The organism is Rhodococcus phenolicus (assembly GCF_001646785.1).
GTDB lineage: Bacteria > Actinomycetota > Actinomycetes > Mycobacteriales > Mycobacteriaceae > Rhodococcus > Rhodococcus phenolicus.
The window spans coordinates 82,519-106,121 of sequence record NZ_LRRH01000011.1; the positions used below are offsets into that span (position 1 = coordinate 82,519).

20 protein-coding genes are annotated in these 23,603 nt (G+C 69.6%); 14 read left to right on the top strand and 6 right to left on the bottom strand.

Annotated features, from left to right (window positions below):
- The first annotated feature begins 140 nt into the window (after nt 1–140).
- From A8G15_RS04850 to A8G15_RS04885, 8 genes are all read left to right on the top strand, one after another.
- Nucleotides 141–758 carry a TetR/AcrR family transcriptional regulator gene (locus tag A8G15_RS04850; RefSeq protein WP_068155917.1) on the top strand — a complete coding sequence of 206 codons (618 nt, stop codon included), beginning with the start codon at nt 141–143 and terminating at the stop codon, nt 756–758.
- Between the two features lie 180 nt (nt 759–938).
- On the top strand, nt 939–2,969 hold the full coding sequence (locus A8G15_RS04855) for a bifunctional copper resistance protein CopD/cytochrome c oxidase assembly protein (protein WP_068155920.1): 2,031 nt from the start codon (nt 939–941) through the stop codon (nt 2,967–2,969).
- A 70-nt stretch (nt 2,970–3,039) separates the two neighbouring features.
- Complete coding sequence (locus A8G15_RS04860; protein ID WP_068155924.1) at nt 3,040–4,182, top strand: alpha/beta hydrolase family protein; 1,143 nt, start codon at nt 3,040–3,042, stop codon at nt 4,180–4,182.
- 83 nt (nt 4,183–4,265) lie between these two features.
- Nucleotides 4,266–5,939 (top strand): energy-dependent translational throttle protein EttA, encoded by a 1,674-nt coding sequence (ettA, locus tag A8G15_RS04865; protein WP_068155927.1) that lies wholly within the window; start codon nt 4,266–4,268, stop codon nt 5,937–5,939.
- A complete protein-coding gene (locus A8G15_RS04870) occupies nt 5,932–6,348 on the top strand; it encodes an acyl-CoA thioesterase (RefSeq protein WP_068155930.1) in 417 nt (138 codons plus the stop codon). The genes ettA and A8G15_RS04870 overlap by 8 nt, the downstream gene beginning before the upstream one ends.
- Nucleotides 6,349–6,473: 125 nt before the next feature.
- The gene (locus A8G15_RS04875; RefSeq protein ID WP_068155934.1) at nt 6,474–11,261 is read left to right on the top strand and encodes an NAD-glutamate dehydrogenase; all 4,788 of its coding nucleotides are present in this window, start codon (nt 6,474–6,476) and stop codon (nt 11,259–11,261) included.
- A gap of 3 nt (nt 11,262–11,264) precedes the next feature.
- Nucleotides 11,265–11,699, top strand: a complete 435-nt coding sequence (locus tag A8G15_RS04880) for an acyl-CoA thioesterase (RefSeq protein ID WP_156665252.1) — start codon at nt 11,265–11,267, stop codon at nt 11,697–11,699.
- The gene (locus A8G15_RS04885; RefSeq protein WP_068155938.1) at nt 11,692–12,390 is read left to right on the top strand and encodes a DUF8010 domain-containing protein; all 699 of its coding nucleotides are present in this window, start codon (nt 11,692–11,694) and stop codon (nt 12,388–12,390) included. Before A8G15_RS04880 ends, A8G15_RS04885 begins: the two co-directional genes overlap by 8 nt.
- A 19-nt stretch (nt 12,391–12,409) precedes the next feature.
- Here the strand turns inward: A8G15_RS04885 and A8G15_RS04890 are convergent, their stop codons facing one another.
- Together A8G15_RS04890 and A8G15_RS04895 are read right to left on the bottom strand one after the other, a co-directional pair.
- Nucleotides 12,410–14,011, bottom strand: a complete 1,602-nt coding sequence (locus tag A8G15_RS04890; protein WP_068155941.1) for a glycoside hydrolase family 13 protein — start codon at nt 14,009–14,011, stop codon at nt 12,410–12,412.
- A gap of 124 nt (nt 14,012–14,135) precedes the next feature.
- On the bottom strand, nt 14,136–14,528 hold the full coding sequence (locus tag A8G15_RS04895) for a globin (protein WP_068155943.1): 393 nt from the start codon (nt 14,526–14,528) through the stop codon (nt 14,136–14,138).
- Nucleotides 14,529–14,693: 165 nt separating this feature from the next.
- Between A8G15_RS04895 and A8G15_RS04900 the strand changes: the two genes are divergently transcribed.
- The 3 genes from A8G15_RS04900 (at nt 14,694) to A8G15_RS04910 (ending at nt 16,105) form a co-directional block, all read left to right on the top strand.
- The gene (locus A8G15_RS04900; protein WP_082899656.1) at nt 14,694–15,320 is read left to right on the top strand and encodes an HNH endonuclease; all 627 of its coding nucleotides are present in this window, start codon (nt 14,694–14,696) and stop codon (nt 15,318–15,320) included.
- A gap of 64 nt (nt 15,321–15,384) precedes the next feature.
- Nucleotides 15,385–15,642 (top strand): aa3-type cytochrome oxidase subunit CtaJ, encoded by a 258-nt coding sequence (gene ctaJ, locus A8G15_RS04905; RefSeq protein WP_068156057.1) that lies wholly within the window; start codon nt 15,385–15,387, stop codon nt 15,640–15,642.
- Entirely contained in the window at nt 15,629–16,105 is a 477-nt protein-coding gene (locus tag A8G15_RS04910; RefSeq protein WP_068155952.1) for a DUF5130 family protein, read from the top strand. Before ctaJ ends, A8G15_RS04910 begins: the two co-directional genes overlap by 14 nt.
- A 68-nt stretch (nt 16,106–16,173) precedes the next feature.
- On the opposite strand, the gene pepN is transcribed toward A8G15_RS04910, so the two are convergent.
- Nucleotides 16,174–18,756: an aminopeptidase N gene (gene pepN, locus A8G15_RS04915; protein WP_068155955.1), complete on the bottom strand. Its 2,583-nt coding sequence runs from the start codon at nt 18,754–18,756 to the stop codon at nt 16,174–16,176.
- Nucleotides 18,757–18,847: 91 nt separating this feature from the next.
- Nucleotides 18,848–20,080: an NAD(P)/FAD-dependent oxidoreductase gene (locus tag A8G15_RS04920; protein WP_068155958.1), complete on the bottom strand. Its 1,233-nt coding sequence runs from the start codon at nt 20,078–20,080 to the stop codon at nt 18,848–18,850.
- A 162-nt stretch (nt 20,081–20,242) separates the two neighbouring features.
- Between A8G15_RS04920 and A8G15_RS04925 the strand changes: the two genes are divergently transcribed.
- Nucleotides 20,243–20,860, top strand: a complete 618-nt coding sequence (locus A8G15_RS04925) for a mycothiol-dependent nitroreductase Rv2466c family protein (RefSeq protein WP_068156060.1) — start codon at nt 20,243–20,245, stop codon at nt 20,858–20,860.
- 93 nt (nt 20,861–20,953) lie between these two features.
- On the opposite strand, the gene A8G15_RS04930 is transcribed toward A8G15_RS04925, so the two are convergent.
- Nucleotides 20,954–21,889, bottom strand: a complete 936-nt coding sequence (locus A8G15_RS04930) for an iron-siderophore ABC transporter substrate-binding protein (RefSeq protein WP_082899657.1) — start codon at nt 21,887–21,889, stop codon at nt 20,954–20,956.
- Between the two features lie 108 nt (nt 21,890–21,997).
- On the opposite strand from A8G15_RS04930, the gene A8G15_RS04935 reads away from it, so the two are divergent.
- Both A8G15_RS04935 and A8G15_RS04940 read left to right on the top strand, forming a co-directional pair.
- Nucleotides 21,998–22,471 carry a ribose-5-phosphate isomerase gene (locus A8G15_RS04935; protein ID WP_068155960.1) on the top strand — a complete coding sequence of 158 codons (474 nt, stop codon included), beginning with the start codon at nt 21,998–22,000 and terminating at the stop codon, nt 22,469–22,471.
- A gap of 38 nt (nt 22,472–22,509) precedes the next feature.
- Nucleotides 22,510–23,307, top strand: coding sequence for an Fpg/Nei family DNA glycosylase (locus tag A8G15_RS04940; RefSeq protein WP_068155962.1), 798 nt, complete (start codon nt 22,510–22,512; stop codon nt 23,305–23,307).
- A 28-nt stretch (nt 23,308–23,335) separates the two neighbouring features.
- Here the strand turns inward: A8G15_RS04940 and A8G15_RS04945 are convergent, their stop codons facing one another.
- The gene (locus A8G15_RS04945; protein WP_245687703.1) at nt 23,336–23,560 is read right to left on the bottom strand and encodes a hypothetical protein; all 225 of its coding nucleotides are present in this window, start codon (nt 23,558–23,560) and stop codon (nt 23,336–23,338) included.
- Between the last annotated feature and the right edge of the window lie 43 nt (nt 23,561–23,603).

A 23,603-nucleotide genomic window follows, 5' to 3' on the forward strand; every position in this document is an offset into this window, starting at 1 on the left:
AATGCTCCACAGGGTGAGTGCGGGCTGGTACCGGCGGCGCGGACGTTCTCTGTGCGTCCCCCGTCGCGTCGGAGCGGAGTAACCGTGTTACTGGCGATACGATAACCGGGTTACCCCTACACGGCAAGGAAATTCACAAAATGGAGAACGCTGAGGTGGAGGGCGGGGTCGACCGGACCCCGGATCGACTTCTCGACACGGTCGTCGAACTTCTCGACGCCGGGGGCTACGACGCGGTCCAACTGCGTGAAGTCGCGCGACGAGCCCGCACATCGCTCTCGACCATCTACAAGCGGTACCCCACCCGGGACGAGCTGATCCTCGCCGCGATCGAACGCTGGATGGCGGCGAACCACTCCGGCCTCGTCAAGCAGAGCCGCGATCCGAACGAGCCGCTGCATCCGGCGATGATGCGGGTGATACGCGCGATCTTCGAGCCCTGGGTACAGCACCCGACGATGCTCCTGGCCTACTTCCGGGTGCGGACCGCGCCCGGCGGCGAGAGTCTCGCCGTGCGGGGCTTCGACGTCGTCGTGCCGGTCGGCATGGCAGTCCTGTCCGACGTCGACCCCGGCTTCGTCGCCGAGCTGGAGTCGATCCTGTCCAGCGTCGTCTACGGATTGGTCGGACGATGCCGGGAGGGGCACATCGAGATCACCGACATCCTGCCCACGCTCGACCGCACCGTCTTCTGGCTGACGACCGGCTACGAGGCCTCCCTACGGAACGGGGTCGCGGCACCGGCGTCCCCGGGATGATCGGCCGGCAGACCGTGGAGAGGGCGCACCGAGCCGCCGGTGTTCCGCGGGCGTACTCCGACGCCGTGCCCGCGGGCGTACTCCGACGCCCTGCCCGCGGGCGTACTCCGACGCCCTGCCCGCGGGCGTACTCCGACGCCGTGTCGTAGCCGGGTTCGGACAGGTCCTACCCTGGTAGGCATGGCAGCACCCGAGCTCGCGCAGCCCGAATCCAGACCCGCGTCCCCTGCGCGGTCGGGCACGTCCGCCCTGTACATCCTGTTCGGCATCGTCGCGGCGATCGTCGCGGCGGTCGTGGTCGGCTTGTCCGCGTCCCAGGCACTCGTGCTGCTCGGCATTCCCGACCCCGGCCCGCTCACCACCTACGGGCTGCCTGCGGTGCGGGGCATCGCGGAGATCGCGGCCGTCGTGACCATCGGTTCGCTGTTCTTCGCGGCGTTCCTCGTACCCCCGCAGCGCAGCGGCGTCCTCGACGTCGACGGCTACCGCACCGTCCGCACGGCCGGGGCGGCGGCGACCGTGTGGGCGGCGTGCTCGGCGCTGCTGGTTCCGCTGACCCTGTCGGACACCTCCGGGCAGCCGTTCGGCGAGGCGATCAAACCGGCCAACCTGTGGAACGCCGTCGGCCAGGTCGAGGTCGCGTCGGCGTGGGCGTGGACTCTGCTCCTGGCCCTCGTGCTCGCGATGCTGATCCGGTTCGCGGTGCGCTGGTCGTGGGTGCCCTACCTGCTGTTGTTGTCGCTGGTCACACTCATGCCGATCGCCCTGACCGGGCACTCGTCCTCGGGCGGCTCCCACGACATGGCCACCAACAGCCTCGTACTGCACCTGGTGGCGGCGTCGGTGTGGGCGGGTGGTCTGTTCGCGTTGTTCGTGCACGCGCGCCGCGGCGGCGACCACACCGATCTCGCGGCCCGCCGATTCTCGTTCGTCGCCGGAATCGCGTTCGTGGTGATGGCGCTGAGCGGCATCGTCAACTCCGCGGTACGGGTTCCGTTCGACGACCTCGCGACCACCACCTACGGACGGCTCGTCCTCGCGAAGGCAGTCGCCCTGATCCTGCTCGGCATCCTCGGCTGGGCGCAGCGCCGCCGCGCGCTGCCCGCCCTCGAAGCCGACCCCACCAGCCGCGGCGCACTCGTCCGGTTCGCGGCCGTGGAGGCGGTCCTCCTGGCTGCGACGGTCGGCCTGGCCGTCGGTCTGGGACGCACCCCGCCGCCCCCGCCGGCGTCTTCGCCGAGCGTCCTCGAGGTGGAACTCGGCTACAACCTCGACGCCGCGCCGACCTTCACGAACCTGTTCTTCGGGCCGTGGCGCTTCGACCTGATCTTCGGCACCGCGGCGCTCGTGCTCGCCGCCGCGTACGCGCTCGGCATGTGGACCCTGCACAAGCGTGGCGACTCGTGGCCGGTGGGCCGGGCGATCGCGTGGTTCAGCGGATGCTTCGTGCTGCTGGTCGCGACGTCGTCGGGTGTCGGCATGTACTCGCCGGCGATGTTCAGCGTGCACATGGGCGCGCACATGGCGATGTCGATGCTCGCTCCGGTACTGCTCGCGCTCGGTGGCGGGATGACCCTGGCGCTGCGGGCGTTCAAACCGGCCGGCCGCGACGGGGCACCCGGCCCGCGCGAGTGGATCCTCGAACTCCTGCACAGCCCGCCGTCGCGGTTCTTCACCCACCCGCTGGTGGCGTCGGTGATGTTCGTGGGCGGCTTCTACGCGCTGTACCTGGGCGGCATCTTCGCGTCGTCGGCGGACAGCCATGCCGCGCACGTGCTGATGAACCTGCACTTCCTGCTGAGCGGCTACCTGTTCTACTGGGTGGTCATCGGCGTCGACCCGTCCCCGCGGGAGGTGCAGCCGGTGACGAAGCTGGCGATGGTCTTCGGTTCGCTGCCGTTCCACGCGTTCTTCGGTGTCACGCTCATGAGCATGAGCACGGTGATGGCCGAGTCGTACTACCGCGGCCTGGCGTTGCCGTGGAACGACGACCTGTTCTCCGACCAGAAGGTCGGCGGCAGCATCGCCTGGTCCGCGGGCGAGATCCCCCTGGTTCTGGTGATGCTGGCGCTGCTCGTGCAGTGGTCGCGCAGCGACAGCCGCACCGCGCGGCGCGTCGACCGGGCCGCCGAACGGGACCACGACGCCGACCTCGCCGCCCACAACGCGATGTTCGCCGAGCTCGCGCGCCGCGACCGCGAAGGCCGCTGAGAACCACCCGCCGAACCGGTCCGCGTCTGCCACGCTGAAGACGGCGGTTCGCGGAACACGGGGGTGGGCAATGGGTCGGGTTCGGGTCGGGCTCGTCGCACTGCTGGGTGCGGTGGCGCTGTGCGGTCCGACGGCACCCGCCGCCGGCGCGATGCCCCCGCCGGCGGGAGCCGGTCCGGTCCCCGGATCGGTGATCGAGGTGCAGCCCCTCGCCGAAGGTCTGTCGCTGCCGGGGGCTGCGGTCGCCGAGCGGATCGAGTACCGCACGCAGTGGCGCTCGGGTGCCCCCGCCGTCGGCACCGGAGTGCTGTTCCTCCCGCCCGGGCCGGCACCCGCCGGGGGTCGTCCGGTGGTCGCGTGGGCACACGGAACCTACGGCATCGGTGACGACTGCGCACCGTCGACGCGACCGCGCGGCCCCCGCGACACCGCCTATCTCGACCACTGGCTCGCCCAGGGATACGCGGTGGTCGCCGCGGACTATCCGGGCCTCGGCACCGAGGGCGTCCACACCTACCTGGACGGTCCGAGCGCCGCGAACAGCGTCGTCGACATCGTCCGGGCGGCACGCGCCGTCGAACCCGGGCTGTCGGACCGGTGGATGGTGATCGGGCAGTCCCAGGGTGGGCACGCGGCGCTGCACACCGCACACCTGGCCACCGCCCGCGCCCCCGACCTGGACTTCCGGGGCATGGTCGCGACGGGTGCGCCGTCGAACCTCGAGTTGCTGTTCCCGCTCGGTTTCCCCGGATTTCCCGACCTCGGCCTGGAGGGCCTGACCGTCTACAGCGGCTACCTGTTCGCGGGTCTGCGGGCGGCGCGTCCCGACATCGACGTGAACAGCTACCTGTCGCCGCTGGGGGTCGAGGTGATCGATGCCGCCGAAACGTTGTGTTACGACGCCTTCGACGAGCGGTACGCCGATGTGAGCGTGGGACAACTGCTCTCCCGGCCGCTCTGGGACGAGCGGTTCCGGTCGGCGTTCGCGGACTACATCGGGGTCCCGACCCGCGGCTACGACCGGCCGCTGTTCATCGGCCAGGGCCTGCGCGACACGATGGTGCCGGCGCCCTTGTCGGTGAAGCTGGCCGCCGACCTCACCGCAGGGGGCGCCGACCTGCGTTATCGGACATATCCGGGGGATCACGACGACACGATGTTCGCGTCGCTGCCGGACACGACGCCGTTCGTCGCGCAGCTGTTCGCCGGGTAGCGGCACCGGGCCGTGCGGGCGGCGGGGACGGGAAGAAAATCCAGGATGTGGGTTCCCACGCTCGGACCGATACGCTGGAGCGCATGGCGGAGTTTATCTACACGATGAAGAAGGTGCGCAAGGCGCACGGTGACAAGGTCATCCTCGATGACGTCACCATGAGCTTCTACCCGGGTGCCAAGATCGGTGTGGTCGGACCGAACGGCGCGGGCAAGTCGTCCATCCTCAAGATCATGGCCGGGCTGGACCAGCCCAGCAACGGCGAGGCGTTCCTCGACCCGGAAGCGACCGTCGGCATCCTGCTGCAGGAACCTCCGCTCAACGAGGAGAAGACGGTCCGCGGCAACGTCGAGGAGGGCCTCGGCGAGATCAAGGTCAAACTGGACCGGTTCAACGAGATCGCCGAGCTCATGGCGACCGACTACTCGGACGAGCTGATGGAGGAGATGGGCAAGCTCCAGGAGGAGCTCGACCACGCCAACGCGTGGGACATCGACTCGCAGCTCGAGCAGGCGATGGACGCGCTGCGCTGCCCGCCGCCGGACGAGCCGGTCACCCACCTCTCCGGTGGTGAGCGCCGCCGTGTCGCGCTGTGCAAGCTGCTGTTGAGCAAGCCCGACCTGCTGCTGCTCGACGAGCCCACCAACCACCTGGACGCCGAGTCGGTGCTGTGGCTCGAGCAGTTCCTCGCGTCCTACCCGGGCGCGGTGCTGGCCGTCACCCACGACCGGTACTTCCTCGATCACGTCGCGCAATGGATCTGTGAGGTCGACCGCGGCAAGCTGCACCCATACGAGGGCAACTACTCCACCTACCTGGAGAAGAAGGCCGAGCGTCTCGAGGTGCAGGGCAAGAAGGACCAGAAGCTGCAGAAGCGCCTCAAGGAGGAGCTCGAGTGGGTCCGGTCCGGCGCGAAGGCCCGGCAGACCAAGAACAAGGCGCGTCTGGCCCGCTACGAGGAGATGGCCGCCGAAGCCGAGAAGCACCGCAAGCTCGACTTCGAGGAGATCCAGATCCCGACGCCGCCGCGTCTGGGCAACGTCGTCGTCGAGGTCAAGAACCTCGACAAGGGCTTCGACGGCCGCGTTCTCATCAAGGACCTGTCGTTCACCCTGCCGCGCAACGGCATCGTCGGCGTGATCGGCCCCAACGGTGTCGGTAAGACCACCCTGTTCAAGACGATCGTCGGACTCGAGGAGCCCGATTCGGGCACCGTCAAGGTCGGCGACACCGTCAAGCTCAGCTACGTCGACCAGACCCGCGCGAACATCGACCCGAAGAAGACCGTGTGGGAGGTCGTCTCGGACGGTCTCGACTTCATCGAGGTCGGCCAGAACGAGATGCCGTCGCGCGCGTACGTGTCGGCCTTCGGGTTCAAGGGCCCGGATCAGCAGAAGCCGTCGGAGGTGCTCTCCGGTGGTGAGCGCAACCGCCTCAACCTGGCGCTGACCCTCAAGGAGGGCGGCAACCTGATCCTGCTCGACGAGCCGACCAACGACCTCGACGTCGAGACCCTGAGCTCGCTGGAGAACGCGCTGCAGCAGTTCCCCGGCTGCGCCGTCGTGATCTCCCACGACCGCTGGTTCCTGGACCGCACCTGCACGCACATCCTCGCGTGGGAGGGCAACGTCGAGGAGGGCCAGTGGTTCTGGTTCGAGGGCAACTTCGAGGCGTACGAGGCGAACAAGATCGACCGTCTCGGTGCCGAAGCGGCCCGCCCACACCGGGTCACGCACCGGAAGCTCACCCGTGACTGATCGAGGCAGCAAGGCGTTCTCCTGTGAACTCGAGGTGCGCTGGGCCGATTCCGATCGGCTCGGTCACGTGAACAACACCAAGTTCGTCGAGTACATGCAGGAGGCGCGGGTCAAGTTCATGCGCTCCGGCGGCTTCGAGCCGGCCCCGGTGGTGGTTCGCAGGACCGACGTGGAGTTCCTGCGGCCGGTCAAGGACGAGTCGGGTCCGATCACCGTCACGTTGACGGTGATCCGGCTCGGCACCACGTCGTACACGCTCCGGCACACCATCACCGACGTGGACGGCAACGTGTGCGGTGTCGGCGACGCGGTGCTGGTCGGGTTCGACCCGGTGACCGACACCGCGCGTCCTCTCTCCGACGACGAACGCCGGATGCTCGGTGAGTATCTGGCGGTACCGGTCGGCTGAGTCCGTTTCGCTTCCGGCCGGAGATCGGTTCGGCTGCTGTCGCGCCACGCCGCGGATAGGCTCGACCTCGGGCCCGTCCGCGGCGTTCGCATTCGTGCGGGTGGATCCGCGTGAGGAGGGTGGTCATGGCCGAGTCGCCTGCATCGCAGGGTGTTTCGTCGGATCTCGAAGTGCTGGAACGGGCCTATCGACGCGGTGACGGCGGCATCGCCGATCAGGACCGCGCGGCGGCGGCGCATCTCGCGCTGGGGCGGCAACGTCCCGCCGGCACCGCCGTCACACACGTCCACCGGGCCGGACGGCGAGACGGCGTCGGACCGGCCGTGCAGATCGTCACCGACGACATGCCGTTGCTGGTGGAGTCGGTGACGGCACTGCTGGACCGGCTCGGGGTCACCGTCGGCGACCTGGTCCACCCGATCTTCGGGGCGCGGCGCGGACCGTCGGGTGAGCTGGTCGCACTGACCGCGGACCCGGCGAGCGACGACGCGACCGCCGAATCGTGGATGCATGTGCAGTTGCATCCCACGACCACCGACTCGGCGCTCGACGCCGTGGACACGGAGCTGCCCGTGGTGCTCGCCGATGTCCGCCGGGTGGGGCTGGACACCGAGGCGATGCAGGCCAGGGGGCGCGCGCTCGGAGCGGACCTCGACGCCCTCGCCACCGACCCGCCGGGAGCCCGCACCGCCGAGGAGCTGACCGAGACGGCGGCGCTGCTGCGCTGGCTGGCGCAGGGCAACTACACCCTCCTCGGATATCGGCAGTACGACCTGGGTGCGCCGGACGAGCACGGTGCCCGCCGTGCCCACCCGGTGCCGGGCAGCGGCCTCGGGGTGCTCCGCGACGAGACCACGCACGATCCGATCGATCTGCCGGCCGTCGCGGAACCGGCGGACCGTCCGGTGCTGGTGCTCACCCAGGGCTCGCTCCCCGCGACCGTGCATCGGTCGGTGTACCCGTACTTCGTGGACGTGGCGATCCTCGACGACGGGGGCCACATCGTCGGTGAGCACCGGTTCCTCGGGGTGCTCACGGTCACCGCGCTGCACGAGAACGTTCTCGACATCCCCATGCTGTCGCGCCGGGTCCGCGGCGCCATCGCGCGGGCCGGGGTGCCCATGTCCTCGTTCACCGGGCAGGCGATGCTCGAGATCATCCAGTCGATGCCGCGGATCGAGCTGTTCTCGATGAACTCCGACACCCTGTACGACACGGTGTCCTCGGTCGTGGGCATGCGTCGCCAGGTGCGGCTGTTCGTGCGCGTCGACCCGTTCGGCCGCTACGTCTCGTGCCTGGTGTACCTGCCGCGCGACCGCTACACCACCCGCGTCCGCACCGCCATGCAGCAGATACTCATGCACGAATACGGCGGGGGCACAATCGATTACACCGCCCGCGTCACCGAGGGTGACCTCGCGTTGCTGCACGTGACCATCCGGTCGGCGGACGGTGCACCCCCGGTCCGGGTCGACACCTCCGAGGCCGAACGGCTGCGCATCCAGGGTTTGCTCGCCGAGGCCAGCCGCAGCTGGGACGACCGGCTCGCCGAGATCGCCGCGGGCGACCCGACCGTCGACCCGGCGCTGGTGCAGCGCTACGCGGACGTGCTGCCCGACGGGTACAAGGAGGACTTCGGCCCGGCGCACGCGCTCGCCGACGTGGCGCGCCTCGAGTCGCTGCGTGCCGACTCGATCGACATGCTGCTGTACCGTCCCGACCGCGCCGCCCCGCGCCGGTGGCGTTTCGCGCTCTACATCGGCAGTGAGGGCATCACCCTGAGCCGGGTGCTGCCGGCGCTGCAGAGCCTCGGCGTCGACGTCGTCGACGAACGGCCTTACCAGATCATCCGTGCCGACCGGATGAGCTGCTGGATCTACGATTTCGGACTCGACCTGCCGGTCGACGTGGATCCGGAATCGTCGGTGCCGCAGCGCTTCACCGATGCGTTCGCGGCGGTGTGGCACGGGTCGGTCGACAGCGACCGGTTCAACGAGCTGGTGCTGCGCGCCGGGTTGACGTGGCGCCGGGCCGCGATGCTGCGCGCCTACGCCAAATACCTGAAGCAGGCGGGCTTCCCCTACAGCGAATATCGCATCGCCGGAGTGCTGCTCGCCGCGCCGGAGACCACCGGCCTGTTCGTCGAACTGTTCGAGACGATGTTCGACCCCGAACTGAGCCCGGCGGTCGCGGCCGCGCGGGAACGGGATCTCGTCGCCGCGCTCACCCGGGCGATCGACGCCGTCGCGGGGCTCGACGCCGACCGTGTCCTGCGCGGACTGTTCGCCCTGATCCGGGCCACGCTGCGCACCAACTACTTCGTTCCGGTCGACGACCGGGACGCCGCAGGACGTGTCCTGACCTTCAAGCTCGACCCCACCGATATCGACGAATTACCCAGGCCGCGACCGAAATTCGAGATGTTCGTCTACGCGCCCGAAGTCGAGGGCGTACACCTGCGGTTCGGCCCGGTGGCGCGCGGCGGGCTGCGCTGGTCCGACCGCCGGGAGGACTACCGCACCGAGATCCTCGGCCTCGCCAAAGCGCAGGCCGTCAAGAACGCGGTCATCGTGCCGGTCGGTGCGAAGGGCGGGTTCGTCGTGAAGAAGCCCGTCGCACCGACCGGAGACGCCGCCGTCGACCGCGTCGCCGTCCGCGAGCAGGGGGAGCGCTGCTATCGCCGGTTCGTCGCCGGCATGCTCGAGGTCACCGACAACCTGGACCGGGCCACCAGGGCGGCCGTCCCGCCCGCGCGGGTGGTGCGCCGGGACGGTGACGACACCTACCTCGTCGTCGCCGCGGACAAGGGCACCGCGTCGTTCTCCGACCTCGCCAACGCGGTTGCGCGCGAACACGGTTTCTGGCTCGACGACGCATTCGCCTCGGGCGGCTCGGCCGGGTACGACCACAAGGAGATGGGCATCACCGCGCGCGGGGCGTGGGAGAGCGTCAAACGGCACTTCGCCGAATTCGGCGTCGACACGCAGACCCGGGACTTCACGGTCGTCGGCATCGGTGACATGAGCGGCGACGTGTTCGGCAACGGGATGCTGCTCAGCGAACACATCCGGCTCGTCGCCGCGTTCGATCACCGGCACGTCTTCCTCGACCCGGACCCCGATGCCGCCCGCTCCTACCTCGAACGCCGGCGGCTGTTCGACCTGCCGCGATCCTCCTGGGCCGACTACGAGCCCGCGCTGATCGGTGCCGGGGGCGGTGTGTGGGAGCGCACCCGCAAGTCGATTCCGTTGGCTCCCCAGGCGCGGGCGGTGCTGGGGCTGCCCGACGAGGTCACCGAACTGCCTCCACCCGAACTGATCCGTGCGATCCTGCGTGCCCCCGTCGACCTGCTGTGGAACGGCGGTATCGGCACCTACGTCAAGGCAAGCACGGAAACGCATCCCGATGTCGGCGACAAGAGCAACGACGCGGTCCGCATCGACGGCGACGAGATCCGCGCGCGGGTGGTGGGGGAAGGCGGCAACCTCGGCGTGACGCCCCGCGGCCGCATCGAATACGCGCGCGCCGGCGGCAAGATCAACACCGACGCGATCGACAACTCCGCCGGAGTGGACTGCTCCGACCACGAGGTCAACATCAAGATCCTGCTCGACTCGATGGTCGCCGCCGGGAAACTGCCCGAGTCCGAACGCAATCCGCTTCTCGAATCGATGACCGACGACGTCGCGCGGCTCGTGCTCGCCGACAACATCGCCCAGAACGGGGTGCTCGGTGTCTCCCGCGCCTCGGCGCCCGCGCTGCTCGGTGTGCACCAGCGCCAGCTCAACGCCCTCGTCGCCGAACGTGGTCTCGACCGGGCACTCGAGGCGCTGCCGGACAACGAGGAGATCGACCTGCGGCTCGAGGCCGGGGAAGGGCTGTCCTCACCGGAACTGTGCACCCTGCTCGCCCATGTCAAACTCGCCCTCGTCGACGACCTGCTCGACACCGACCTGCCCGACAGCGACACGTTCGCCGGGCGACTGCCCGGCTACTTCCCCGAACCGTTGCGGCAGCGGTTCGCGACCGGCATCAAGGCACATCCGCTGCGCCGGCAGATCGTCGCGACGATCCTCGCGAACGAGACCGTCGACAACGGCGGCATCAGCTACGTGTACCGGCTGAGCGAGGACGCCGGCGCGTCGAGCACGGACGCGATCCGCGCGTACGCGGCGGTCACCGAGATCTTCGGGTTGCCGCAGGTGTGGGCGCGCATCCGTGGCGCCGACATCCCCACCGACCTCGCCGACGATCTGCTGCTCGAAACCAACCGGGTCCTGGACCGGGCGTCGCGGTGGCTGCTGTCGAACCGCCCGCAGCCGCTGGCCGTCGGCGCCGAGATCAGCCGCTACCGGTCGACGTTCGCACAGCTGGCCCCGCGGGTGGGGGACTGGATGCGCGGCCACCACCGCGAGGACCTGGGCGATCGGATGGAACCGCTGCTCTCCCGCGGCGCCCCGCGGGCCCTCACCGAAGAGGTGTTCCGGCTGCTCGACCAGTTCCCGCTCCTCGATGTCATCGACATCGCCGACATCGTCGAATGCGACGAGGACGTCGTCGCCGAGCTGTACTACGCGATGGACGCCCATCTCGGTGTCGACCGGCTCCTGTCGGCGGTGTCCGAACTCGATCGGGGCGACCGCTGGCATTCGCTCGCGCGGCTCGCGCTGCGCGACGAACTCTACGGATCGTTGCGGGCGCTGACCCTCGACGTGCTCGCCGGCGCCGAACCGGAGGAGACCAGCGTGGAGATGATCGAGGACTGGGAACTGTCGAACGGGTCCCGGCTCGTGCGCGCGAGGGCGGCGCTCGAGGAGATCTTCGCGTCTGGAAGCCTGGACCTGGCCACCCTGCTGGTGGCGGCACGGCAGATCAGGACCATGGTGCGCGCGGGTGCACCCGATCGGAGGTAGCACGTGAAGGATGCGGCGGAGCAGTTCGGGTTCCGGACCGAGGTGGTGGTGCGCTGGTCCGACATGGACGCCTTCCAGCACGTCAATCACGCGCGGATGGTGACCCTGCTCGAGGAGGCCCGCATCCCGTGGCTGTTCGCCGACGGCCGGCCCACCGTGAACCTGCGCGACGGCGCGGTGATCGCCGACCTGCACGTGCGGTACCGCGGCCAGTTGCGGCACGAGGACAGCCCGCTGGACGTGGTCATGTGGACCGAGCAGGTGCGCGCGGTCGACTTCACCATCGGTTACGAGGTGCGGCCCGGCGGCGCCCCCGTCGACACCCCGCCCTCGATCGTCGCCTCGACGCAGATCGCCGCGTTCGACATCGACACCCAGCGACTGCGGCGGCTCACCGCCGCCGAGCGCGAGTTCCTGCAGCGGTGGCGTCGTGACTGACCCGGCACGCGCCGAACGGCAGGTGCACATCCCCGACGCACGCGACCGCGCGGACCTCACGACCTTCCTCGGCCGGGCGCTGCACCTCGACGAGGCGGCGGTGGTGCGGCTGCACCGGCGCCGCGACGGGCTGCTCGCGGCGTGGGTGCGCACCGGCTTCGACGCGCTGGCCGTGCGGGTGCTGCCCGGCGCCGTCACTCCGGCGGACACGTGCGTGGCCGCGGACGGACTGCGCGCGGCGCTGACCGAGCCCGGCGCGGGGGAGGGCATCGACCCGGGCTGGGCCGTCGATTCGGCGTGGCGGGGGTCTCTGCCCCCCGAAGCGGGGTACGTGCACGTCGACGACGTCCCGGCTCGCGTGCTCGTCGATCTCGCGCAGCGCGGTGTCGCGGTGACACGGGAGCAGGGTGCGCAGGGACCACCGGTGTCGTTGCTCGCGCAGGAGGTTCTCGAGGTCTCGGGCGGCGGCACCACCGTCGGGGTGCCCATGCGCATGGTGTTCGCGCTCAACGGCATGGGATTCGTGCCCACCGGCAGGGCGGCCGGCGCGACCGCCGACATCGATCTCGCGGGTATCGACCCCGCCGAGGTGGTCCGGGTACGGGCCACCGCGACCTGGCTGCGGCTCGATGCCCGTTACGGTTCGGTGTACCTGCGCCGCAGCGGGGGGATCGGTCTGAATGTCCTGTGACCCACCGTGTCCCGTGGTCTCACAGCAGCCAGACGGCGCTGTTCGGGGGCAACTGGGTCTCCGCGCCCGGGGCACTGGCGAGCAGCACAGCGCCCGGCGGCAGCGGCACCGGAACGTCGGTGGTGTTGAGCGCGCACGTCAGGCCGCCGCGCCGCCGGAACGCCAGGCACCCGGGTGGGCTTCCGTACCAGTCGATGCCGCCGGAGAACTCCGGCCGCCGCCGGCGCAACTCGAGTGCCGAGCGGTACAGCGACAGCATCGACGTCACGTCCTCGAGCTGACGTTCGGCGGTCAGCGCCGCCCAGCACTCCGGCTGCGGTAGCCAGGCCCGCGCCGCCGCGGTGAACCCGAACGGCGGGTGGTCGCCCTGCCACGGCAGCGGGACCCGGCAGCCGTCGCGACCACGGTCGGTGTACCCGGACCGTTTCCACACCGGATCCTGCAGTGCATCGTCGGGCAGGTCGACGTCGGCGAGCCCGAGTTCGGCACCGTTGTAGACGAACACCGCCCCGGGGAGCGCCAATTCGACGAGGATCATCGCCCGGGCGCGCGCCGTCCCGGCCGGCCCGCCCCCGAACCGGGTGACCTCCCGCGGGACGTCGTGATTGGACAGCGTCCAGGTCGGGGTCCCGTGCACCGGAGCGACCGCGGCGAGCGAACCGTCGATCGCGTCCCGGATCGCGGTGGCGTCCCATCCGGTCAGCGCGAGGTGGAAGTCGAATCCGAGGTGCAGTTCGTCCGGGCGCAGATACTCCGCGAATCGATGAGGATCGTGCACCCAGATCTCGCCGATCGCCACGGCGTGCGGGTATTCGTCGAGGACCTTCCGGATCCGCCGGTGGATATCGTGCACGTTCGGGTCGTTGAACCGCGGGTCGGTGTCGAAGTGCGAGAGCAGCTTGTTCGACTGCCACCCGTGGTGGTCGGGCAGGCCGTCGGGTTTGGCCATGCCGTGCGCGACGTCGATGCGGAAGCCGTCGACGCCGCGATCGAGCCAGAATCGCAACGTGTGTTCCAGATCGTCGAAAACCTCGTCGTTCGACCAGTTCAGGTCCGGTTGCTCGGGAGCGAACAGGTGCAGATACCACTGGCCGGGGCGACCGTCGGGTCCGGTGATCCGGGTCCAGGCGGAACCACCGAAGATGCTCGGCCAGTTGTTGGGCGGTTCGTCGCCGTCGGGTCCGCGGCCGTCCCGGAAGTGGTAGCGGGCGCGTTCGCGGCTGCCCGGTGCGGCGGCGAGTGCGGCGACGAACCACGGGTGCGCCGTGCTGGTGTGGTTCGGCACCAGATCCATCACCACGCGGATCCCGCGGACATGTGCCTCCCGGACCAGTTCACCGAGGACGTCGAGGTCGCCGAAGAGCGGGTCGATGTCGCGGGGATCGGACACGTCGTAGCCGTGATCGGCCATCGGGGACCGCATCACCGGGTTCAGCCAGATTGCGTCGACGCCGAGCAGTTCGATGTAGCCGAGGCGGTCGCGGATGCCGGTGAGGTCGCCGATGCCGTCGCCGTTCGCGTCCGCGAACGACCGCGGATAGATCTGATAGAAGACGGCGTCACGCCACCACGGCACCGGTGCGGGGGGTGCCGGGGGCGAGTAGCTGTGCGGCCGGGACACGGGAACATCGTGTCAAAACTCGTGGCCGCGTGCGGAAGGAGATGGGACGCCACGAGATGTGGAACACGAGGTCGTCAGCCGCGGCGCCCATCCGCCTCGGCAAGGACCCGCACGACCGCGGTCGTCAGATCGGCGAATTCATCATCGAATCGGCAGCCATGTCCATGTAGTCGAGCAGCTGGCGGCGGTGCGCGGCATCGAGCGTGACATCGTCGATCGAGGCGATCGCGATGTGCATGCAGCGCAGCCACGCGTCGCGCTCGGTCGGGCCGATCCGGAACGGGTGATGGCGCATCCGCAGCCGCGGATGCCCTCGCTCGTCGGAGTAGGTACGGGGACCACCCCAGTACTGTTCGAGGAACATGCGCATGCGGCGCTCCGCCGGGCCCAGATCCTCCTCCGGATACAGGGGCCGGACGACCTCGTCCCGGGCGACCTCTTCGTAGAAGCGCGCGGTGATCTTCCGAAACGTCTCGGCTCCGCCGACGGCGTCGTAGAAGGTCTGCTCGTCACTCATCGTTGCTCACCATTCCCTCTCGCCGCCCATTGTGCCCGGTTCCGTCACGGGGCCGCCGCCGGGGCGGTACCGGATGTTCACCGCGGCGACCACGATCCGTCGGCGAATTCGGGGTGCGATGTGGCTGCATCCGTGGTGCACTATTGCCAGTCTTCCGGAGGTCGCATGAAGCACCGCAGCAGCTCACATCGACAACTCCCGCCCACGGACACCCTCGACGGGGTGCCGGGGGCCAACACTCTGCGTGTCGTACGCGACCCGGGTGTCGTACCGGACTGGTTCGGGCTGCGGGTGCTGCTGCTCAACGCTACCTACGAACCGTTGACCGCGCTGCCGGCGCGGCGCGCGGTGGTGCTCATGACCTGCGGCAAAGCCGACACCGTCCACGAGGACCCGCTGGCGCCGGTCGTGCACTCGGCGGAACGATCCGTGCAGCTCCCGTCGGTGATCCGGTTGCGGACGTTCGTCCGGGTGCCCTACCACGCGAGGGTACCGATGACCCGGGCCGCGCTCATGCACCGTGACGGCAACCGGTGCGCCTACTGCGGTGCCAAGGCCGAAACCATCGATCACGTGGTCCCCCGCAGCCGCGGCGGGGAGCATTCGTGGGAGAACTGCGTGGCCTGCTGTGCGTCGTGCAACCACAAGAAGGCCGACCGGTTGCTCGGCGAACTGGGCTGGACGCTGCGGGCCGCACTCGTGCCGCCGAAGGGCAGGCACTGGCGTCTGCTGGCGACCCTGCAGGAGCTGCATCCGACCTGGTTGCCGTATCTGGGGGAGGGCGCAGCCTGAGCGCATCGTGCACATCTCGGGCCAAGTGCGCCGGGATGGTACCGCCTGGGCTACCGTTTGCGGTGTGAGCATTCTCGAGACAACCCTCATATTCGTGGGCATCCCGTTGCTGGTGATCCTCGTCGTCGCGGGGCTGGGCTACATCGGGCCGAAGTACACGGCCCCGGATCCGGCCGAGTACAAGCTCGGCGACAAGTGGGAACACGAGCCGGTGTTGTGGAGCGCTGTCGACGAGGTGACCGGGCACGGACACCACGGTGGGCACGGACACGCCGGTTCGGCGACGGAACTGATCGGAGGTACCGCAAGTGGTAAGTGGTGACGTGATCCACGCCCCGGCGATCGCGCCGGAGAACCTGCCGTACGCCGCCGCGCTGACGGCGAGCGGACGCATCTCCCGGGCCATCCCGCTCGGCCGGCCGTTCGACGAGAACCCGCCGTTCGCCAAGTGGGACCTCGTCGCGCTCGACGACGCGCTCACCGACGCCACCCGTGCCACCAAGGTGCGGTTCAACGTCTACATCGCGGATGCGGTGGACCCGGCGTCGGACACCGACACCGTCTTCCCGCACACGCCGGAGGCGGCGCGTTCCGTGCTCATCGCCGTCTACCCGAACCAGCGGTCGATCCAGATCCGCAGCGGCATCGACGTCGCGGACCGCGTGACCGATCGGGTCGCGCAGCTCGGCGTGACCGCCGCGGTCGCGTCCTTCGGCCAGGGTCAGCTTCTCGACGGCCTGGTCAGCGCAATTCGCGTCATCGGCAACGCGATCGTCGCGCCCTGATTTTCGGCGCTTCCCGGTGAGGGGAACCTTCGGCCTGGTCAACCGGCCGAAGGTTCCCCTCACCCGTTTCAGGAGGCGTCGAAGGTGCGTGCCTTCAGCGACCGGACGATGCCGGCGCGCCCCTCGACGACGAGCCGGCGCAGCGCGGGCGGCAGATCACCGGTGAGGAAGTCGTCCGCGGCCGCGACCGACGCCTCCGAGATCGACCACGCCGGGTACAGACCGACCACGACGGTCTGCGCGACCTCGCTCGACCGGCGCTCCCACACCCCCGGGACATCCGCGAAGTACCGCGCCACATACGGCTCGAGCAGGTCGCCCTGGCCGGCCGGTGCGAACCCGGCGATGATCGCGCGGGCGGTGATGTTCGCGACCGAGTCGTCGCCGATCACCGTCTCCCACACCTGCTCCTTGACCGCCGACTGCGGGCGTGCCGCCCGGGCGGCCGCCGCCTGCCGGGCCCCGGCCGCCGTCGGATCGCGCTCGGCCTCCGCGTCGATCACCGGCGACTCGACACCGTCGGCGTCGATTTCCCCGGCTGCAGCCAGGGCCTGCACGACCCGCCACCGCAGATCCGTGTCCACGACCAGCCCCGGCAGCCCCACCGTCGACGGATCGGCGGCGAGCAGCTCGGTGAGCACCTCGGTGTGCCACGGCGACAACTGCGCCGAGGTCAGAGCGTTGACGAACGCGAGCTGATGATCGGAACCCGGCTCGGCGTCGCGGGCCAGCTCCAGCAGACGGTTCGCGTGGTCCGGCCAGCCCTGGCCGTCCGCCCACGCCGGATCCGCGTAGCTGCCCAGTGCCGTGTGGGCCTGCATCAGCAGCCGCTGCACGACACCCACTTCGGTTTCGGCGGCGATCCCGCGCTGCACCAGCGCGGCGAAATCACGGGCCTTGAGCTCGGCCTGCCGCGTCATCTCCCACGCCGCCGACCACACGAGCGTGCGAGGCAGCGGCTCGGCGATGTCGCCGACCCGCTCGATCACCGTGCGCAGCGACTGCTCGTCGAGCCGAACCGAGCAGTACGTCAGGTCGTCGTCGTTGACGAGCACGAACCGCCCGCGCGGCACGCCGACCAGTTCCGGTACCTCGGTGCGGGCGGCGGCGTCGATGTCGATCTCGACCCGGTGGGTGCGCAGCAGCTTCCCGGAGCCGTCGTCGTCGTACACGCCGATCGCCAGCCGGTGAACCCGGAACTCGCCCGCACCCGGCTGCGCGCCTTCCTGCACGACCGCGAACCGCGTGAACTTTCCGTCGTCGTCGACCTCGAAGTCGGGGCGCAGGATGTTCAGGCCCGTCGTCTTGAGCCACTGCGCGCCCCACCCGGACAGGTCGCGACCCGACGCCTTCTCGAGCGCGGCGAGCAGGTCGTCGAAGGTGGCGTTGTCGTAGGCGTGGTCGCGGAAGTAGTCGCGCAGGCCCGCCAGGAACGGCTCCTCACCGACATAGGCGACGAGCTGCTTGAGCACCGACGCGCCCTTCGCATAGGTGATGCCGTCGAAGTTGACCTCCACGGCCGCCAGGTCGGGGATGTCCGCCGCGATGGGATGCGTCGACGGGAGCTGGTCCTGCCGGTACGCCCACGACTTCTCGACGTTCGCGAACGTCGTCCACGCATTCGTGTACTCGGTCGCGCGGGACTGGCACAGCACCGACGCGAACGTCGCGAACGACTCGTTGAGCCACAGATCGTCCCACCAGCGCATCGTGACGAGGTCGCCGAACCACATGTGCGCCATCTCGTGCAGCACGGTCTCGGCGCGCCGCTCGTACGACGCGCGGGTCACCTTGGACCGGAACACGTAGTCCTCGAGGAACGTGACGGCACCGGCGTTCTCCATCGCGCCCGCGTTGAACTCCGGCACGAACAGCTGGTCGTACTTGCCGAACGCGTAGGGCACCCCGAAGTTGCGGTGGTAGAAGTCGAAGCCCTGCTTCGTCTCCGTGAACAGCCGGTCGGCGTCCATGAACTCGCCGAGCGACGCGCGGCAGTAGATGCCCAGCGGGATGGTGCCGTGCTCGTCGGTGTACGAGTCGGTCCACACCGAGTACGGGCCCGCGATCAGGGCCACCAGGTACGTGCTCATCCGCGGCGTCGTGCGGAAGATGTGCTTGCCGGGCATGGCCGCGACGGTCTGTACCGTCTCGGCGTTGGAGACGACCGCCCACTCGACCGGTGCGGTGACCGAGATGTCGAAGGTGGCCTTCAGGTCCGGCTGGTCGAAGCACGCGAACATGCGCTTGGCGTCGGCCGTCTCGAACTGCGAGTACAGGTACACCGAGTCGTCGGTCGGGTCGACGAACCGGTGCAGGCCCTCACCGGTGTTCGTGTACAGGCAGTCCGCGTCGACGACGAGTTCGTTGCGTTCGGCCAGACCGGACAGTGCGAGACCGGTGTCCTCGGTGTAGCCGGAGACGTCGACGGGGGTGCCGTTGAGCGTCGCCGAGTGCACCGTCTGCGCGATCAGATCGATGAATGTCGACGCGCCCGCGGTGGCGCCGAAGGTGACCGTCGTGATCGACCGGAACGTGGTGGTGCCGGGTGCACCCGCACCGTCGGTGAGGTCGAGTTCGATGCGGTAGTTGTCGACCGCCAGGATCGCGGCCCGTTCGGCAGCCTGCTCACGGGTCAGATTCGGTGGTGCCACGGAGATCTCCTTCTCACGACGGGTTGCGACGGTCCAATCCCATCATGTGCGGGCACGGTGAACCGGACGGACCCGCTGCCGGCGGCGAAGCTCACGCTGTGAGATCGGCCGGAGCGATGCTCGGGTCGGCGAGCCGCGCCGGATCCACCGCGGCGCCCGAGGCGAGCAGCGCGCGGATGTCGTCACCGGCATCCCAGATGTTCACGTTCATCCCGGCTCGCACCCGGTTGCCGGAATCGAGCCAGAACGCGAGGAACTGCAGGCCTGCGACGTCGCCGCGGGTCACGACCCGCGCGTCGCGCGGCGCGTACCCCACGTACTCCATGCCCAGGTCGTACTGGTCGGTGAAGAAGTAGGGGAGTCGGTTGTAGGAGGCCGGACGGCCCAGCATCGTCGCCGCCGCGACCGCCGGCTGGTTCAGGGCGTTCGCCCAGTGCTCGACGCGGATCCGCCCGCCCAGCACCGGATGTTCGGCCTCGGCGATGTCACCGACAGCAACGATGTCCGGGTCGCTGGTGGTCAGCGCGCTGTCGACGAGCACCCCTCCGTCGACGGCGAGGCCCGCCGCCCTCGCGATCTCGATGTTCGGCGCCGCACCGACGGCGAGCAGCACCGCGTCCGCGGTCACGACGCTGCCGTCGCCGAGACGGACCCCGGTTGCACGACCGGATTCGACGACGATCTCCTCGACCGACGTCCGCACCCGAAGGTCGACGCCGTGCGCGCGGTGCAGGTCTGCGAATACGGCCCCGATCTCGGGGCCGAGCGCGGCCTGCAGCGGCTGGTCGGCCGTCTCGAGAACCGTCACGTCGGCGCCGTGTCCCCGGGCGTTCGCGGCGACCTCGAGCCCGATCCAGCCGGCACCGACGATCACGAGGCGGGCACCCTCCGCCCGCACCACGGTCAGCAGCGCGTCGGCGTCGTCGACGGTGCGCAGCACGTGCACACCCGCGGCGTCGGCGCCCGGCAACGGAATGAGCCGGGGCCGCGAGCCGGTCGCGAGTGCCAGCTTGTCGTAGTGCAGCGTCGAGTCGTCCGGCAGTGTCACCGTGTGCGCGGCCGGATCGAGTGCCGTGACGCTGGTGCCCAGGCGCAGTTCGACACGGTGGTCGCGGTACCAGTCGCCGCGCTGGACGGTGAAGTCCAGCAGTCGCTTGTCGCCCGCGAAGTACTCCTTCGACAGCGGCGGTCGTTCGTAGGGCAGATGCTCCTCGGCGCCGAGCAGCACGATGTGCCCGTCGAAATCGCGGGCGCGCAGTTCCTCGGCGGTCTTGGCGCCGGCCAGTCCGGCTCCGACGATCACGAACGTTTCTTCGGTGGGCATCGCAGTCTCCCGTGTCACGAGTCGTGCGGTTTCGACTCGACCGTACGGCGTGCCGCACGGGGGCCGGTGCGGTTCGGGAAGAATCCGGCCGACTGCGACGTTGTGTCGTCGACAGCGTTGAGTGCCGTCGACAGGCGACGACACGAACCCGAGGAGGACCCCGTGAGTGAAGCGATCACCAAGGACACTGCCGATTTCTGGTTCGATCCGCTCTGTCCCTGGTGCTGGATCACCTCCCGCTGGATCCTCGAGGTCGCCGAAGTGCGCGACATCGAGGCGCGATTCCACGTGATGAGTCTCGCGGTGCTCAACGAGGGCCGGGACCTGCCCGCGGAGTACGTGGAGTTGATGAAGACGGCGTGGGGTCCGGTGCGTGTGGCGATCGCTGCTGCCCAGAAGTACGGCGACGAGATCCTCTCGCCGCTCTACACGGCGCTGGGCACCCAGATCCACGACGAGGGCAACAAGGACTTCCCGGCGGTGATCACCAAGGCGCTTGCCGATCTGGGACTGGACCCCGAGCTCGCGGCGGCCGCCGACACCGACGCCCACGACGAGGCGCTGCGGGCGAGCCACGCTGCCGGCATGGACGCGGTGGGCCCGGATGTGGGCACCCCCACCATCCATGTCAACGGTGTCGCGTTCTTCGGCCCGGTGCTGTCACGGATCCCGCGCGGCGAGGACGCCGGGAAGGTGTGGGACGGCGTGGTCGCGCTCGCCGGTTACCCTCACTTCTTCGAGCTCAAGCGCACCCGTACCGAGGACCCGAGCTTCGATTAGACCCGGCGGACACCGGGCACGGACGAACAGGACCGGGCAGCGCGGCACTCTCGCCGCACTGCCCGGTCCTGTTCCGTCTTCCGGGACTACTCGTCAGGCCAGGGCGGATTCGATCTGGTCGAGGATCAGATTCGCGCCGACCACACCGATGCCGACCATCCAGGTTTCGTCCTCCATCTCGTGGACGTTGCCCGCCGCGACCGCGGGCTGCGCACCCCACAGCCCGGTCACGGTTGCCATGGTGCCGACGTTCGGGTCACCGGACGGGTTCGTGAAGAACACGACGTCGCCGTCGATCTGCGGGAACATCTCGGGGCTCAGCTCGAGCATCGAGTACTCGTTCCAGTCGCGCTGACCGAGGTCGAAACCGACCTGCGTCAGGATCGAACCGGAGAACGTGCTCGGTCCGTAGAGGCGGAAGTTCTCGGGCCGGAACCGCACGATGGACGCGGTGCGTCCGTCCGCGCCGACCTTCTCGCCGACCTCGACGGCCCGGTCCGACACCGCGGTGAGGAGCGTGTCCATCTCGTCGCTGCGGTTCACCGCGGCCGCGGTGATGTCGGCCTGTTCCTGCCAGTCCGTGCCGGAGTTCTCCGAGAACACCGTCGGCGCGATCGCCGAGAGCTGCTCGTAGAGCGCCTCGTGGCGGACCTTCGCTCCGATGATCAGGTCGGGTGCCAGGTTCGCGATGGCTTCGAGGTCGGGTTCCATGGTGAGGCCGACGCTGGTCGTGCCGTCGAGTTCGTCCGCGAGATAGCCGGGGAAGCCCGCTGCCGCACCGGACTCGGTCGCGCCGACCGGGGTGATGCCGAGTGCGACGAGCGCGTCGAGGTGTGGCGAGTCGATGACGACGATGCGTTCGGGCGTCCCGTCGACGACGGTCGAACCCATGGCGTGCTCGACGGTGTAGGCGTCGTCGCCCATGCTGTCGTCGCCGGAACCGCTGCAGGACGTGAGGAACAGTGCCGTGACCGCCGCGACCGACCCCAGGAGGGCCCGGGTGGAGCGGCGTCGTTGTGATCCGTACATAACCGACACGCTATCGGTTGGATAGGCTAGGCAACCCTTCAGGCCCGGTGCCGGCGGCGCTCCGTGCGGTTCGTCGACGGGGGAGCCCGCTCGTTAGACTCTGCAGCCATGCGCGTTTACCTGGGTGCCGACCACGCCGGCTTCGAACGTAAGAACGAGATCATCGAACACCTGACCGCCAACGGTCACGAAGCCGTCGACTGCGGCGCACACGAATACGACGCCCAGGACGACTACCCGGCGTTCTGCATCGAGGCGGCCCGCCGCACCGTCGCCGACGAAGGCAGCCTCGGCATCGTCCTCGGAGGCAGCGGCAACGGCGAGCAGATCGCCGCGAACAAGGTGCCCGGCGCCCGCTGCGCGCTCGCGTGGAGTGTCGAGACCGCCAAGCTCGCCCGCGAGCACAACAACGCGCAGCTCATCGGCATCGGTGGTCGTATGCACAGCCTCGAGGAGACGCTCGCGATCGTCGATGCGTTCCTCGCGACCGCGTGGTCGAACGAGGAGCGGCACCAGCGTCGTATCGACATCCTCGCCGAGTACGAGAAGTCCGGGGTCGCCCCTGCCGTTCCCGGCGCCTAGAACACAGCCACGCACACGCCCGGAGGTTCGACAGCCCGGTGCCCGAGGGACACATACTCCATCGGCTCGCCCGCCTGCACCAGCAGCACTACGCCGGTGCAGCGGTGCGGGTGTCGAGCCCGCAGGGCCGCTTCGCGGACGGCGCCGCGCTCGTCGACGGCCGGGTGCTGACCCACGCCGAAGCGTGGGGCAAGCATCTGTTCCACCACTACGAGACCGGTGCGGTGGTACACGTGCACCTCGGGATCTACGGTGAATTCACCGAATCCGCGCTGCCGCTCGCGGAACCGGTCGGGCAGGTGCGGATGCGGATGATCGGTGTCGAGCACGGCAGCGACCTGCGCGGCCCGGCGGCGTGCGAGGTGCTCGGACCCCACGAGGTCGACGCGATCGAGGTCAGGCTCGGGCCCGACCCCCTGCGCGCCGATGCCGATCCCGAACGCGCCTGGGCGCGGATCTCGAAGTCCCGCACCGTGATCGGATCACTGCTCATGAATCAGGCAGTGATCGCGGGCGTCGGCAACGTGTATCGAGCGGAAGTGCTGTTCCGGCACGGCATCAGCCCGCAACGACCCGGAAAAGATCTGTCGCGCAGCGAGTTCGACGTCCTCTGGGCCGATCTGGTCGAACTGATGCGGATCGGCACGGAACGGGGCCGCATGCACGTCGTGCGACCCGAACACGACCACGGCGCACCGGCGTACGCGAAGGACCGGCCCCGCACCTACGTCTACCGTCGCGCGGGCGACCCCTGCCGCGTGTGTGGCACGCCCGTCCTGCACTCCGTCCTGCAGGCGCGCAACCTGTTCTGGTGCCCGACCTGTCAACCCGCCTGAACGTCACGCGACCGGTCCGTCGGCACGGTCACCGACGACTTCCCGGAACCCGGACACGATGCCGGAAGTGCGGCACGTCCCGGGTGCCGTGGTCCATCATCGCGACGACGCGATCCCACTCGGGCGCGGAGTCGAGTGCGATGACAGCGACGATCGTCGAGCGCAGTGCGGGATCCTGTTCCATGCTCCAGGTCAGGAAGTCGGTCTGCGCCATGCGCCGCCCGGCGCTGCCCATCCTCGGACGATCGCGCACCGCGCCGGTCCTCGCCAGAGCCGACGAGCCCGACGAGCCCGAT

Coding starts and splice junctions, on each gene's coding strand:
- A8G15_RS04850 (WP_068155917.1), top strand. CDS start 141: ATGGAGAACGCTGAGGTGGAGGGCGGGGTCGACCGGACCCCGGATCGA.
- A8G15_RS04855 (WP_068155920.1), top strand. CDS start 939: ATGGCAGCACCCGAGCTCGCGCAGCCCGAATCCAGACCCGCGTCCCCT.
- A8G15_RS04860 (WP_068155924.1), top strand. CDS start 3,040: ATGGGTCGGGTTCGGGTCGGGCTCGTCGCACTGCTGGGTGCGGTGGCG.
- ettA (WP_068155927.1), top strand. CDS start 4,266: ATGGCGGAGTTTATCTACACGATGAAGAAGGTGCGCAAGGCGCACGGT.
- A8G15_RS04875 (WP_068155934.1), top strand. CDS start 6,474: ATGGCCGAGTCGCCTGCATCGCAGGGTGTTTCGTCGGATCTCGAAGTG.
- A8G15_RS04895 (WP_068155943.1), bottom strand. CDS start 14,528: ATGAGTGACGAGCAGACCTTCTACGACGCCGTCGGCGGAGCCGAGACG.
- A8G15_RS04900 (WP_082899656.1), top strand. CDS start 14,694: ATGAAGCACCGCAGCAGCTCACATCGACAACTCCCGCCCACGGACACC.
- A8G15_RS04920 (WP_068155958.1), bottom strand. CDS start 20,080: ATGCCCACCGAAGAAACGTTCGTGATCGTCGGAGCCGGACTGGCCGGC.
- A8G15_RS04930 (WP_082899657.1), bottom strand. CDS start 21,889: ATGTACGGATCACAACGACGCCGCTCCACCCGGGCCCTCCTGGGGTCG.
- A8G15_RS04935 (WP_068155960.1), top strand. CDS start 21,998: ATGCGCGTTTACCTGGGTGCCGACCACGCCGGCTTCGAACGTAAGAAC.